3 protein-coding genes are annotated in these 14,989 nt (G+C 76.8%); 2 read left to right on the top strand and 1 reads right to left on the bottom strand.

The genetic code is table 11. The features are described 5' to 3' along the window. Positions 1-23 precede the first annotated feature (23 nt). The gene (locus tag OP18_RS41845) at positions 24-1,280 is read right to left on the bottom strand and encodes a glycosyltransferase (protein WP_033364817.1); all 1,257 of its coding nucleotides are present in this window, start codon (positions 1,278-1,280) and stop codon (positions 24-26) included. Positions 1,281-1,545: 265 nt separating this feature from the next. On the opposite strand from OP18_RS41845, the gene OP18_RS41840 reads away from it, so the two are divergent. After that, positions 1,546-9,504, top strand: a complete 7,959-nt coding sequence (locus tag OP18_RS41840; RefSeq protein WP_052388144.1) for a non-ribosomal peptide synthetase — start codon at positions 1,546-1,548, stop codon at positions 9,502-9,504. After that, a complete protein-coding gene (locus OP18_RS41835) occupies positions 9,501-14,960 on the top strand; it encodes a non-ribosomal peptide synthetase/MFS transporter (protein ID WP_033364815.1) in 5,460 nt (1,819 codons plus the stop codon). The genes OP18_RS41840 and OP18_RS41835 overlap by 4 nt, the downstream gene beginning before the upstream one ends. The last annotated feature ends 29 nt before the right edge of the window (positions 14,961-14,989 follow it).

Here is a 14,989-nt window from a genome sequence, read left to right as displayed (position 1 = left end):
GGACATTACGCGCCGAGCAAGGGTCAACCCCCGGCGGCCAGTCGCCGGGCCAGCAGCCGGCGCTGCTGCGGGCTGAGCCCGCGGAGCCGGTCCGCGAGCCCCGGGGACGCCGGCGGCGTGGCGGAGAGCAGGCCCTCCAAAACCCGCGCCGCCCGGGCCGGGGCGGCGTCCTCCGGCTCGTCGAGCAGGCCGGCCGCGCGGGCGCCGTAGCCGGTGTCGGCCGCGGCGGCCGACAGCTCGGCGGCGACCGCCTCCGGCGTCCAGGCGGTCTCCGGCAGCCACCGGGCGGCCCCGCGCGCGGCGAGGCGGGCCGCGTTGTCGGGGCGGTCGGCGCCGTACGCCATGAGCACCTGCGGCGTGCCGGTGCGCATCGCCCGCACGGCGGTGCCGATGCCGCCGTGGTGCAGGATCGCCGCGACGTGCGGCAGCACCGAGGGGAACGGCAGCCGCGGCCGCCAGTCCACAGTGGATGGAAGCCGGGCCGGCAGCAGGTCCCGCGACGGCGCGACGACCAGGGCGGGCCGCCCGGTGGCGGCGACGGCGTCGAGGGCGACCGGGTAGAAGCGCGGGTGCAGCAGCTGCCCGGTGCCGCCGGTGACCAGCAGCGGCCGGTCGCGCGGGACCGCGTCGGCGGGTCCGGCGTCGTCGCCGCTCACGAAGCCGGTCAGCGTGACCCCCGCGGGGGCGCGCTGCCCGGCCGCGTCGAACCAGTCCGGCCACAGCCCGAGCACGGCCCTGGTGGAGCGCAGCCAGCCGGCCCAGTCCGCGACCGCCGGCAGGCCGAGCCCGGCGCGGACGGCGTCGATGCCGCCGGCGAGCCCGGCGCGGACGTGCGCGGCGGCGACCGGCGCGACCATGAGCTGCACGGGCGCGACGGCGACCCAGGCGGACGCCGCGCCGAGCAGGTCCGCGGCGACGAGCACCGACAGCGCGGAGGTGTGCCGGCCGACGAGGACGGTGTGCCCCGGCCGGTGCCGCGCGGCGAGCAGGTCGACCTCGCGGCGCAGCTGGTCGAAGAGGCCCTCCCGCTCGTAGTACCCGCGCAGCTCGTGCGGGCGCCGGGCGGCCAGCAGGTCGGGGGTACGGCGCTGCCCGGCCTCGTACGCCGCGACCGTGTCGACGGCGGCGAAGCCGAGCCCGGCGGCCTCGGCGCGACCGGCGTACGGGGCGTGGCTGACCAGCGTCGCGGTGTGCCCGCGGGCGGTGAGCGCGGCGCCGATGCCGACGAACGGCAGGACGTCGCCGGCGGTGCCGTGCGTGACGAGCAGGAAGTCCCCCATCGGCGCAGTATGGCCGCACCGACCGAGCGCGATCAATGCGGGACCGGCCGGGAATGACGCAGCGTAGCCATCGACACGCAAGAATGCGTAAATTTCGGATGTAGGTCCGTTTTGTGACGCCGGTGTTTCCGAAGACCTTGACGCTTGGCTATCGACATCAGTAGCGTGCATCCGGTTGGAAGCGCTCCCATGGCCATCTTCGCACCTCAGCGACGTGCCGAAGCGGCGCTGCACGCTGCACGGAGATCAATGTTTCGGGGGAAAGATGGTCTCGCCTGTCCTGGATCCACGCCGCCGCGCCGCGCTCGCGCACCTGCTCGCCGCCCGGCACCGCGACGCCGCGGCGATCCCGGTCCAGCCGCGCGACGGGCGCACGTTCCCCTGCACGCCGGCCCAGCGCCGGATCTGGCTCGCCGACCAGCTCGACCCCGCCCGCGCCGCCGTGCCCAACGCGACGTTCGGCCTGCGGCTGGACGGCCACCTGCGCGTCGACGCCCTGCGCGACGCGTTCGCCGCCGTGGTCCGCCGGCACGAGGCGATGCGCACCGTGTACGTGGTGCAGGACGGCCGTCCCCGGCAGCGCGTGCTGGACGCCGGACCGGCCCCTGTCGACCTGGTCGACCTCACCGGCACCGCCGACCCCGAACGGCAGGCCCACCGGCACGCCGCGCACGCCGCCGCGGAGCGCTTCGACCTCGGCCGGGGGCCGCTGTTCCGGGCGACCCTGCTGCGCCTGGCCCCGCAGCGGCACGTGCTGCTGTTCGCCGGGCACCACATCGCCTTCGACGAGCAGTCCGTGGCGATCGTTGAGCGCGACCTCGCCGCCGCGTACGCCGGCCGCCTCGACGACACGCCCGCCCCGGGCCCGCAGTACGCCGACTACGCCGCCTGGCACGCCGCGCAGCCGGCCGACGCCGGCCGGCTGGAGCACTGGCGGCAGCGGCTCACCCCGCCGCCGGCCGACCTCGCCCTGCCGTTCTCCGTCGACCCGGCCCGCCGGGCCGCGCCGGACACCACCGCCGGCAGCAGCAGCAGCAGCACCAGCAGCGTGCGCACGGCCCTGCCGGCCGGCACCCTGGACCGGCTGCGCCCCGACCCGTCCGCGACCCCGTTCGTGGTGCTGCTCGCGCTGCTCGACGTGGTGCTGCTGCGGTACACGGGCCGCCATGACCTCTGCGTCGGCACCGTGTCGTCCGGCCGGGGGCGGGTGGAGCTGGAGCCGGTCGTCGGGTGCTTCCTCAACCCGGTCGCGGTGCGCACCGACCTGCGCGGCGCGGACACCTTCGGCGAGGTCGTACGGCGGGCCCGGCACGCCGCCGTCGAGGCGTTCACCCGGGAGGTGCCGTTCGAGGAGGTCGTCGCCGCGGTCAACCCGGCCCGGCGGCCCGGCGGGCATCCGCTGTTCCAGGTCGCGCTGCACCTGCACCGGCACCGCACCGACGACGGCCGGTGGCCGGGGCTCACCACGCGGACGTGGCACCACGAGGTCGGCGCGCCCGGCCTGGACCTGACCGTCGAGGCGACGCCGCTGCCCGACGGCGGCGTGGAGCTGACGCTGCGCCACCCCACCGGCGCCCTGGAGCCCGGCGCCGCCGGCCGCATCGCCGCCGACCTGCGCGCCGTCGCCGCCGCCCTCGCCGCGGATCCGGACCGTCCACTGCCGGGCATCGGTCCGTCCGAAGAGGACACCGCCCTGGTCCGCGGCTGGAACGCCACCGCGATGCCGGCCTGCGGGACCGTCCCGGAGCTGATCGACCGGCAGCTCGCCGCCGCGCCCGGCCGCACCGCGGTCGTCGCCGGCGCGGTGACGCTCACCGCCGGGGAGCTGTCCGCCCGCGCCGACGCGATCGCCGCGGCGCTGCGCGCGGCCGGCTGCGCCCGCGGCACCCTCGTCGCCGTCCGCGTCGACCGGTCCGCGGACCTGCCGGCGGCGGTCCTCGGCGTGTGGCGGGCCGGCGGCGCGTACGTGCCGATCGACCCCGACTACCCGCCGACCCGCCAGGCGCTCGTGCTGCGCGACTGCGCCGCGCCGCTGCTGCTGACCCAGCGCTCGCTGCTGGCCGGCCTGCCGGCGCACGACGCGACCGCCGTCCTGCTCGACGACATCACCGCCTCCGCACCGGGCCTGCGCCCGGTGGACGTCACCGCCGGCGACGTCGCCTACGTGCTCTACACGTCCGGGTCCACCGGACGGCCGAAGGGCGTCGCCGTCGAGCACGGCGCGCTGGCCAACTTCGTCCTCGACATGCGCGACCGCCTCGAGGCCGGCCCCGAGGACCGGTGGCTGGCCGTCACGTCCCTGGCGTTCGACATCGCCGGGCTGGAGCTGTACCTGCCGCTCGTCACCGGCGCCACCATGGTCGTCGCCGGCGACGCGGCGCAGCGCGACGGCGCCGCGCTCGCCGCCCTCGTCCGCGACACCGGCGTCACGTACGTCCAGACGACGCCGTCGCGGTGGCGGCTGCTGCTCGCCGCCGGGTTCGACGGGCCCGCCGTGACCGCGCTCGTCGGCGGTGAGGCGCTGCCGCTGCCCCTCGCCCGGCGGCTGCGCTCGGCCGTCGGGCGGCTCGTCAACGTGTACGGGCCGACCGAGACCACCATCTGGTCGACGGCGTGGGAGGTGCCCGCCGACCCCGACGAGGTCCTCATCGGCGGGCCGATCGCGAACACCCAGGTGCACCTGTGCGACGAGGCGGGCCGCCCGGTCCCCGTCGGCGCCGTCGGTGAGCTGTGCATCGGCGGCGACGGCGTCGCCCGCGGCTACCTCGACCGGCCCGGGCTCACCGCCGACCGGTTCCGCCCCGACCCGTGGGGGCCGCCCGGCGCCCGCCTGTACCGCACCGGCGACCTGGCCCGGTGGCGCGCCGGCGGGCAGCTGGAGTTCCTCGGCCGCGCCGACGACCAGATCAAGCTCAACGGGCACCGCGTCGAGCTCGGCGAGATCGAGGCCCGGCTGGCGGAGCTGCCCGGCGTCCTGCACTCGGCCGCCGCCGTGCACGGCGACCAGGACACCGGACGCACGCTCGTCGGGTACCTGGTGACCGCGGACGGCAGCGCCCCGCCGGACTGGCGGGCCCGGCTCGCCGCCGCGCTGCCGGCCGCCGTCACGCCCCGGCACGTCGTCGTGCTCGACCGGCTGCCGCTGACGCCGAACGGCAAACTGGACCGCTCGGCGCTGCCCGCCCCGGACCCGGTCGCCGCCGGGGAGGGCGCCGCGCCGCGCTCCGGCACCGAACGGCTCGTCGCCGGCGTGTGGGCCGAGGTCCTCGGCCGCGACGGCATCGGCGTCGACGACGACTTCTTCGCCCTCGGCGGGCACTCGCTGCCGGCGATGACCGTGGCGGCGCGCATGTCGGAGGTCTCCGGCCGGGAGGTGTCGGTCCGCACGGTGCTCGCCCACCCGACGGTCGCCGAGCTCGCCGCCGCCATCGACGCCGGCACCGCCACCCGGTCCGGCACCTCCGGCGGGCCGGTGCCCCGGCGCCCCGACCCGGCCGCGCCGGCGCCGCTGTCCCCCGGCCAGCAGCGGCTGTGGTTCCTGCAGCAGCTGGACCCCACCGACGCCGCCTACAACATGAACCTCGCGTACCGGCTGCGCGGCCCCGTCGACCCGGACCGCCTGCAGGAGGCGCTCGGCGCCGTCGCCGGCCGGCACGAGGTGCTGCGGACCCGGTTCCTGGAACGCGGCGAGGACCTCGTCCAGGTCGTCGCCGACCCGGCGGGCGTGCGCCTGGAGCGCGCCACCGCCGGGTCCGACGCCGAGGCCCACCGGATCGTCGCGGCGTGGACGAACGCGCCGTTCGACCTGACCTCCGGGGCGCTGCTGCGCGCCGGCCTGGTGCGGCTCGACAGCGATGTCGTGCATGACGAGCACGTGCTGTGCCTCGTCACGCACCACATCGCCGGCGACGGCCGGTCCCTGGGCCTCCTTGTCGAGGAGCTGCACGCCGCGTACCGGGGCGCGCCCCTGCCCGAGCCGCCGGTGCAGTACGCCGACGTCGCGGTCTGGCAGCGGGCCCGCCCCGACGACGAGGCCGCGCTCGCCCACTGGACCGCGCGGCTCGCCGGCGCCGCCACCCTGGAGCTGGCCACCGACCGGCCGCGGCCACCGGTGCCGACCTCGCGCGGCGCGTTCCTGCGGCACCGCCTCGACGCGGACCTCGCCGACGCCCTCGACCGGGTCGCCCGCGCCGAGCGCTGCACCCTGTTCATGCTGTTGCTCGCCGCGTACCAGGCCGTCCTCGCCCGGCACACCGGCCAGGACGAGGTCAGCGTCGGCTCGTCGATCTCCGACCGGGCCCGGCCCGAGCTGCGCGACCTCATCGGGCTGTTCGTCAGCACGCTGGTGCTGCGCACCGACGTGTCCGGCGACCCGACCCTGCGCGAGCTGCTCGGCCGCGCCCGCGACACCGCCCTGGCCGCCTACGCCCACCCCGACATCCCGTTCGAACGGCTCACCGCGGCCCTGGAGCTGCCCCGCGACACGAGCCGCACCGCACTGTTCCAGGCCATGCTGATCCTGCACACCGAGGCCGGCGCCGGCCTCGACGTGCTGCCCGGCGTCACCGCGGAGCTGTTCGACGACGGGTTCGCGCAGGCGAAGTTCGACCTGATGCTCGACGCCTGGCGGGAGCCCGGCGGGCTGCAGCTGTCGCTGAACTACCGCACCGACCTGTTCGACGCCGTCACCGCCGAACGCTTCGTCACCCGCCTGGAGCTGCTGCTGCGGGCGTTGGCCGACGACCCCGACCGGCGGCTGTCCGAGGTCGACCTGTGCCCGCCGCCGGAGCGTGCCGCGCTGCTGGCCGCCGGGCTCGGCCCGGCCCGCGCCGAACCCGACGACGACGTGGCCGGGCTCGTCGCCACCTGGGCGAAACGGACCCCGGAGGCCCTCGCGGTCGTCTGCGGCGACGAGCGGCTCACCTACGCCGAGCTGGACCGGCGCGCCACCCGCCGGGCCGCCGCCCTGCGCGGCCTCGGCGTCGGGCCCGACCGGACCGTCGCCGTCGCCCTCGACCGGGGCGTCGAGCTGATCGTGACGCTGCTGGCGGTGCTGCGCGCCGGCGGCGCGTACGTGCCGGTCGACCCCCGCTACCCGGCGGCCCGGCGGGAGCTGCTGCTGCGCGACTGCGGCGCCACCGTCGTCGTCACCGCCGACACCCTGCCCGAGGGGCCCGGCGCCCCGGCGGCGCAGCCCCCGCGCCCCGACCACCTCGCCTACGTCATCTACACGTCCGGCTCGACGGGCACCCCCAAGGGCGTCGGGGTGTCCCGGGCCGCGTTCGCCGCGCGGGTCGCGTGGATGCGGCAGCGGTACGAGCTCAGCGTCGACGACCAGGTCGTGCAGTTCGCGTCGATCAGCTTCGACACCCACGTCGAGGAGGTGTGGCCGGCGCTGACCGCGGGGGCCCGGCTGGTGCTGCTGCCGCCCGGCGAGGACCTGCCGGAGCTGCTCACCCGCGAGCCGGGCGTCACCGTGCTGGACCTGCCGACCCCGTACTGGCACGAGCTGACCGGCATGCTGGACCAGGTGCGCTGGCCGGCGGCACTGCGGCTGCTGATCCTCGGCGCCGACCAGGTGCGCGGCGACGCCCTCGCCGCCTGGGCCGGGCACGTCGGCGACCGGGTCACCGTGCTCAACACGTACGGGCCGACCGAGGCGACGGTCATCGCGACCACCGCCGAGCTGCGCCCCGACGGGGACGGGCGGCGGCCGCCGATCGGCACCCCGATCGCCGACACCCGCCTCTACGTCGTCGACGGCGACCTGCGGCTGGTGCCCGCCGGCGTCCCGGGTGAGCTGTGCATCGCCGGGGCCGGGCTGGCCCGCGGCTACCTGGGCCGGCCGGCGCTGACCGCGGACCGGTTCCGCCCCGACCCGTACGGCCCGCCCGGCAGCCGGCTGTACCGCACCGGCGACCGGGTGCGCTGGCGCACCGACGGGCAGCTGGAGTTCCTCGGCCGGCTCGACGACCAGGTGAAGATCCGCGGCTTCCGGATCGAGCCCGGCGAGGTCGAGGCGGCGCTCGCCGCGCTGCCCGGGGTGCGGCAGGCCGCCGTCGTGGCCCGCCCCGACGCCGCCGGGCACCTGGTCCTCGCCGGGTACGCCGCCGGGGACGGGCTGCACCCCGACGAGCTGCGCCGGGCCCTCGCCGAGCGGCTGCCGGCGTTCCTCGTGCCGACCCACCTGGCTGTCCTTCCACGGGTCCCGCTCACCGTCAACGGCAAGGTCGACCGGGCCGCGCTGCCGGCGCCGGGCACCGCCGGCGGCGGGTACGTCGCGCCGCGCACCCCGACCGAGGACCTCGTCGCGCAGGTCTGGGCCGGCGTCCTCGGCCTGGACCGGGTCGGCGCCGACGACGACTTCTTCGCCCTCGGCGGGCACTCGCTGCTCGCCGTCGCCGCCGTCGCCCGGCTGTGCGCCGCCACCGGCCGGGACGTGCCGGTGCGGGCGCTGTTCCTGCAGCCGACGGTCGCCGGGCTCGCCGCCGCCGTCGACCGGCTGCGCGGCGCCGCCGGCGAGCCGGTGACCCGCCACGACGCCGTGCGGGCGCCGCTGTCGTTCGGCCAGCGGCGGCTGTGGTTCCTGCAGCAGCTCGACCCGGCCGACGCCGCGTACAACATCAGCGTCGCCTACCGGCTGCGCGGCCCGGTCGACGTGCCCGCGCTGGAGCGGGCGCTGCGGGCCGTCACCGGGCGGCACGCGTCGCTGCGCACCCGGTACGTCGCCGGCGACGACGAGCCGCTGCAGGAGATCCTGCCGCCCGGCGGCCCCGACCTGACCGTCGTGGACGCGGCCGGTGAGACCGAGGCGCGGCGGATCGTCATGGGCTGGACCAACACGCCGTTCGACCTCGCCGGCGGGCAGCTGCTGCGGGCCGGGCTGATCCGGCTCGGCGGCGATGTGGTGCGTGACGAGCACGTGTTGTCCCTCGTCGTGCACCACATCGCCGGCGACGGCCGGTCCATGGGCATCCTCGTCGCCGACCTGCGCGCCGCGTACGAGGGCCGCGACCTGCCCCGGCCACCGGTCGCCTACGCCGACTTCGCCGCCTGGCAGCGCACCCGCCCGCTGGACGAGGACGCCCTCGGCTACTGGCGCGGTCAGCTGGCGGGCGTGCCGGTGCTGGACCTGCCGACCGACCGGCCCCGGCCCGAGCTGCCCGGCTCCGCCGGCGACTTCCTCGCCCACGACCTGCCCGCCCCGGTCGCCGGCGCGGTGCGGCGGCTCGCTGGGGACGCCCGCTGCACCCCGTTCATGGTGCTGCTCAGCGCGTACCAGGTGCTGCTGGGCAGGCTCACCGGGCAGGCCGACGTGTGCGTCGGCACGCCCGTGGAGCAGCGGCCGCGGGTCGAGGTCGCCGGGGTCGTCGGCTACTTCGTCAACACCCTCGCCCTGCGCGGCGACCTATCCGGCGACCCGACGTTCCGGCAGCTGCTGGCCCGGACCCGGGACACGGCCCTGGCGGGGTACGCGCACCAGGACGTGCCGTTCGACCGGCTCCTCGCCGCCATCGACGTGCCGCGGCAGCTGGACCGCACGCCGCTGTTCCAGACGATGTTCACCATGCACACGGAGGACGCCGCCGGCACCGACGTGCTGCCCGGCGTCACCGCCGACTTCTTCGACCCGGGCGTGCGGCAGGCGAAGTTCGAGCTGAGCCTCGACGTGTGGCACGCCGGCGGCGGCCTGCGGCTCGTCCTGGGCTACCGCACCGACCTGTTCGACCGGGCCACCGTCGACGCGCTCGCCGGGCGGTACGCGGCGCTGCTCGCCGCGGTCCTCGCCGCGCCGGACGCGGCACTGTCCACAGTGGACGCGGATGGTGACGCCGCCGACCGGGCCCGCCTGCTGGCCGCGCCGGCCCGCGCCGACCGGTCCGCCCCCGCCGCAGCGCCGGTGGCGGCCCGGGGCTACGTGCCGCCGCGCACCGCCGCGGAGGAGCTCGTCGCCGGCGTCTGGTGCGAGGTCCTGGGCCTGGACCGGGTCGGCGCGCACGACGATTTCTTCGCCGTCGGCGGGCACTCGCTGCTGGCGATGAAGGTCGCCGGCCGGCTGCGCGCCGCGACCGGCACCGACGTCCCGCTGCGCACCATGTTCAGCCACCCCGAGCTGGACCGGCTCGCCGAGGCCGTGGAGGAGCTGATGATCGCCGACCTGGCGGCACTGTCCGACGAGGACGCCGAGGCGCTGCTGGCGCTGGACGAGGAGCCGACGCCGTGACCGCGACCCCGCTGCGCGCCGAGCTGTCCGACGCGAAACGGGCGCTGCTGGAGCGCAGACTGCGCCGGCAGGCACCGGCCGGGCCGGTCGTGCCGCGGCTCGGCGACGACCGGCCGGTGCCGCTGTCGTTCGCGCAGGAGCGGCTGTGGTTCCTGGAGCAGTTCGCGCCCGGCACCGGCGCCGCGAGCATCCCCGTCGTGCTGCGCCTGCACGGCACGCTGGACCCGGCCGCGATGGCGGGCGCGTTCAGCGGGGTGGTCGCCCGGCACGAGCCGCTGCGCAGCCGCTTCACCGACCCCGGCGACGGCCGGCCCGTCGTGCACGTCGACCCGCCCGCCCCGGTCGCCGTCGAGGTCGTCGCCGCCACCGGTGAGGAGCACGCCCGGCGCCTCGTCGCGGACCACGTCGCCGAGCCGTTCGACCTCGCCGCCGGCCCCCTGGTGCGGCCGGTGCTGATCCGCCTCGCCGACGACGACCACCTGCTCGTCGTCGCCGTGCACCACATCGTCACCGACGGCTGGTCGATGGACGTGTTCGCCGACGAGCTCGCCGCCCTGTACTCGGGCACGCCGCTGCCGGATCCGCCGGTGCGCTACCGCGACTACGCCGCCTGGCAGCGCGACCGGACGACCGGCCCGGCGAAGGAGGCCGACCTCGCGTACTGGCGCGAAGCGCTCGCCGGCGTCGAGCCCCTGGAGCTGCCGACGGACCACCCGCGGCCGGCCCGGCAGACGTTCCACGGCGCCGAGCACACCGTCGCCCTCGGCGGCGACCTGCGCGACCGGCTGCAGGCGCTGAGCCTCGCGCACGGGGCGACCCTGTCGATGACGCTGCTCGCCGCGTACCAGGCCGTGCTCGGCCGGGCCGGCGGCCAGACCGGCTTCGCCGTCGGCGTGCCCGTCGCCGGGCGGGCCCACCCCGAGCTGGAACGCCTCGTCGGCATGTTCGTCAACACGCTGACCATGCGGGCCCGGCTGGACGGCGACCCCACGTTCGCCGAGCTGCTCGAACGCACCCGCGAGACGTGCCTGGACGCGTACGCCCACCAGGAGCTGCCGTTCGAGCAGCTCGTGCAGGACCTGGACGTGCCGCGCGACGTGCGCCGCCCGCCGCTGTTCCAGGCGCTGTTCGCGATGCAGAACTACGCCGAGACCACCGGCCGCGCGTTCGCCGGGCTGCGCGTCGGGCACTGGCCGGCGCCGGTGACCGCGACCCGGTTCGAGGTCGAGCTGTACGTCAAGGAGGCCCCGGACGAGCTGTGGGCCACGTTCGTCTACAACACCGACCTGTTCGCCGCCGGCACCGCCGAACGGCTCGGCCGGCACCTGGCGGCGTTGCTGCACGCCGTCGCCGCCGACCCGCGGATCCGGCTCTCCGACGTGGACCTGCTCGCACCCGGCGAACGCGACGAGCTGCTGCGCCCGCCCCGGCCGGTGCCGCTGCCGGCGGGGGCGACGCTGCCGGCGCTGATCGCCGCGACCGTCGCGGCCCGCCCCGCCGCCGTCGCGGTCACCTTCGACGGGCGCGACCTCACCTACGCCGAGCTCGACGCCCGGTCCGCGGCCCTCGCCGGGCACCTGCGGCGGCTCGGCGTCGGCCGCGGCGACCTCGTCGCCGTGTGCGCCGAACGCTCCCACGAGCTGGTCGTGGCGCTCCTCGCCGTCATGCGGGCCGGCGCCGCGTACGTGCCGCTGGACCCGCAGTACCCGGCGGAGCGGCTCGCGTTCATGCTCGCCGACGCCGCCGCGCCGGTCGTGCTCACCCAGGCCCGCCTCGCCGGGTCGCTGCCGCCGGGCGGCGCGACCGTCGTCGTGCTCGACGAGCCCCTGCCCGGCGGCGACGCCCCGGAGCCGGACCTGGACCCGCCGGCGCCGCACGACACCGCCTACGTCATCTACACGTCCGGGTCGACCGGGCGGCCGAAGGGCGTGCCGAACACCCACCGCGGCATCGTCAACCGGCTCGACTGGATGCAGCGGCAGTACCGGCTGGGCGACGACGACGTGGTGCTGCAGAAGACCCCGGCGAGCTTCGACGTGTCGGTGTGGGAGTTCTTCTGGCCGCTGCTGACCGGCGCCCGGCTCGTCCTCGCCGCACCCGGCGGGCACCGCGACGCGGAGTACCTGCGCGACCTCATCCGCGCCGAACGGGTCACCACGCTGCACTTCGTGCCGTCGATGCTGGCGGTGTTCCTCGCCGCCGACGGCGTCTCCGGGTGCACGTCGCTGCGGCGCGTCATCTGCAGCGGCGAGGAGCTGCCCGTCGACCTGGCCCGCCGCTGCCTCGCCACGCTCCCCGCCGGGCTGCACAACCTGTACGGCCCGACCGAGGCGGCGATCGACGTGTCCGCCTGGCAGTGCGACGGCGACGCCCTCACCGGCCTGGCCCGGGTGCCGATCGGCGCGCCGATCCAGAACATCGCCCTGTACGTGCTGGACGACCGGCTGCGCCCGGTCCCCGCCGGCGTGCCCGGCCAGCTGTTCATCGCCGGGGTCGGCCTGGCCACGGGGTACCTGCGGCGGCCGGCGCTGACCGCGCAGCGGTTCCTGCCCGACCCGTACGGCCCGCCCGGCACCCGCATGTACGCCACCGGCGACCTGGCGCTGCGCCGCCCCGACGGCACCATCGACTTCCTCGGCCGCATGGACACCCAGGTGAAGCTGCGCGGGCTGCGCATCGAGCTGGGCGAGATCGAGGCCGCCCTGCGCGACCGGCCCGGGGTCCGCGACGCGGCGGTGGTCGTGCGCGAGGACAGCCCCGGCGACAAGCGGCTCGTCGCGTACCTCGCCGCCGGCGACGACCTCGACGAGGGGGCGCTGCGGACCGCGCTGCGCACCCGGCTGCCCGACTACATGGTGCCGGCCGCGGTCGTGGTCCTGCCGGAGCTGCCGCTGACCCCGAACGGCAAGCTCGACCGGCGGGCGCTGCCCGCGCCGGTGGTGCGCCGCGACGCCGGCACCGCGCTCGTCGAGCCGCGCACCCCCACCGAGCACCTCGTCGCCGGCGTGTGGCGGGACCTGCTCACCGTCGACGCGCTCGGCATCGACGACGACTTCTTCGACCTCGGCGGGCACTCGCTCATCGCCACCCAGGTCGTCGCCCGGCTCCGGCAGGCCACCGACGGCGGCGTGTCGGTCCTCGACGTGTTCCAGCACCGCACCGTGCGGGCCCTCGCCGCGCTGCTGGACACCCCGGCCGGCGCGCGCGGGCCGCGGCGGCTGCTCAACGAGCTGACCCGGCCCGTGCCGGCCGCGCAGCGGGTCGCGTCGCTGGTGTGCGTGCCGTACGGCGGCGGCAGCGCCGTGGTGTACCAGCCCCTGGCGGACGCGCTGCCGGCCGGCTGGTCGCTGCACGCGGTCGCGATCCCCGGCCAGGACATCGGGCTCAAGGAGGACGCGCTGCCGTTCGACGAGCTCGCCGCCCGCTGCACCGCCGAGGTCCTCGAACGCGTCGAGGGTCCGCTCGTCGTGTACGGCCACTGCGGCGTCGGCTCGTCCCTCGCCGTCGAGCTGGCCCGCCGGCTCGAGGCGGCCGGGCGTACCGTCGACGCGGTCTACATCGGCGCGGTGTTCCCGTTCGCCCGCCCCACCGGCCGCGTCACCGGGCTGCTGTCGCGCATCGCGGGGCGGGAGGCGCTGCTCGGCAACCGCGTCTACGAGAACTGGCTGCGCTCGATGGGTGTCGACATGGCCGAGTTCGACCGGGCCGAGGCCGACACCATCATCCGCAACATGCGCGAGCACACCAGGCTCGCCGAGGAGTACTTCACCGGCCTGTTCGCCGAGGTCGCCGCCGGGCGGGTCACCCCGCTGCGCGCGCCGATCGTGTCCGTCGTCGGCAGCCAGGACACCCAGACCGAGTTCTACACCGAACGGTTCCGGGAGTGGCACTTCCTCACCGGCACGACCGCGCTGGTCGTGCTGGACGAGGCCGGGCACTTCTTCCTCAAGTACCGCGCCACGGAGCTGGCCGGCATCGTCACGGCGGTCCACGGCACCGGCGAGCCGCTGCGCGACCCGGACGGCGGCTGGGCCGTCGCCGGCCGTTCCACGGCCGCGGAGCCCGCCACCGACCCGGTCGGCACCGGGCCCGAGCCGAGCCTCGGCCGGTTCCTCGCGGTCGCCGCCGGGCAGCTGGTGTCGATCGTCGGCTCCGCCCTCACCGAGTTCGCCATCCCGCTGTGGATCTACCTGCAGACCGGCTCGCTGGTGCGCTTCGCGGTGTTCGCGGTCCTCGGCCTGGTGCCGGGGATGCTGGTCGCGCCGGTCGCCGGGGCCGTCGTCGACCGGTTCGACCGGCGCACCGTGATGCTCGCCGGCGACATCGCCGCCGGTGCCAGCCAGGCGGTGCTGCTCGGGCTCGCCCTCACCGGCAGCCTGCGCGTCGGGCACATCTACGTGCTGCTGGTGGTGCTGTCGGTGGCGCTGACGTTCCAGCGGCTGGCGTTCGCGTCCGCGGTGCCGCAGCTGGTGCCGAAGCGGTACCTGGGCCACGCCAACGGCATCGTCCAGCTCAGCTTCGGCGCCGGGCAGTTCCTCGTGCCGCTCGCCGCCGCCGGGCTGATGGCCACCGTCGGGCTGCGCGGGGTGCTGCTGCTGGACGTCGCCAGCTACGCCGTCGCCATCACCGTCATCGTCTGCGTGCGGTTCCCGAAGACCCTCGCGTGGGCCCGCCGGGAGACGTTCTGGCAGGAGGTCGTCGGCGGCTGGCGGTACTCGCTCGGCGAGGGCGGCCTGCGCCCGGTGCTGGTCTTCTTCGCCGTGCTCAACCTGTTCATGACGCCGCTGTTCCTGCTGCTGTCGCCGCTGGTGCTGTCCTTCGCCGACCTCGACGCGGTGGCCCGGGTCAGCATGGCCGGCGGGCTCGGCGCGATCCTCGGCGGGCTGCTGATGAGCTTCTGGGGCGGGCCGCGGCAGCGGCGGGTCCGCGGCATGCTGCTCGTGGTGCTCCTGCTGGCCGGGTGCAGCGCGCTGCCGGGGCTGCGGGCCAGCGAGCTGCTCGTCGCCGCCGGCGCGCTCGGCATGTCCTTCGGGCTCACCCTGACCAACGGCGTCTACACCACGATCGTGCAGGTGAAGGTGCCGCAGCGCTACCACGGCCGGGTGTTCGCGGTGAACACCGTCATCGCGTTCTCCACCATCCCGATCGGCTACGCCGTCGTCGGCCCGCTCGGCAGCCGCCTGCTGGAGCCGCTGATGGCGCCCGGCGGGGCACTGTCCGGCAGCGTCGGCGCCGTGATCGGCACCGGCCCCGGCCGCGGCACCGCGCTGCTGTTCCTGCTGCTCGCGGCGGTCATGGCGGCGCAGGTGCTGATCAGCCTGCGGCTGCCGAGCCTGGCCGGGTTCGACGAGCGGGTCCCCGACGCCACCCCCGACGACCTCATCGGCGCCCGCGCCCGCGCCGCGAAGGGCCGCGCGACCGCGGCGGCAGTTGAACTGAAGGAGCATCAAGCATGAGCGGACCGCAGCGCAGCGGAGGGCTGCGA

Origin of the sequence: Dactylosporangium aurantiacum (genome assembly GCF_000716715.1) — a bacterium.
Lineage (GTDB): Bacteria > Actinomycetota > Actinomycetes > Mycobacteriales > Micromonosporaceae > Dactylosporangium > Dactylosporangium aurantiacum.
This window is presented reverse-complemented; position numbering and strand designations above follow the sequence as displayed.

Coding starts and splice junctions, on each gene's coding strand:
- OP18_RS41840 (WP_052388144.1), top strand. CDS start 1,546: ATGGTCTCGCCTGTCCTGGATCCACGCCGCCGCGCCGCGCTCGCGCAC.
- OP18_RS41845 (WP_033364817.1), bottom strand. CDS start 1,280: ATGGGGGACTTCCTGCTCGTCACGCACGGCACCGCCGGCGACGTCCTG.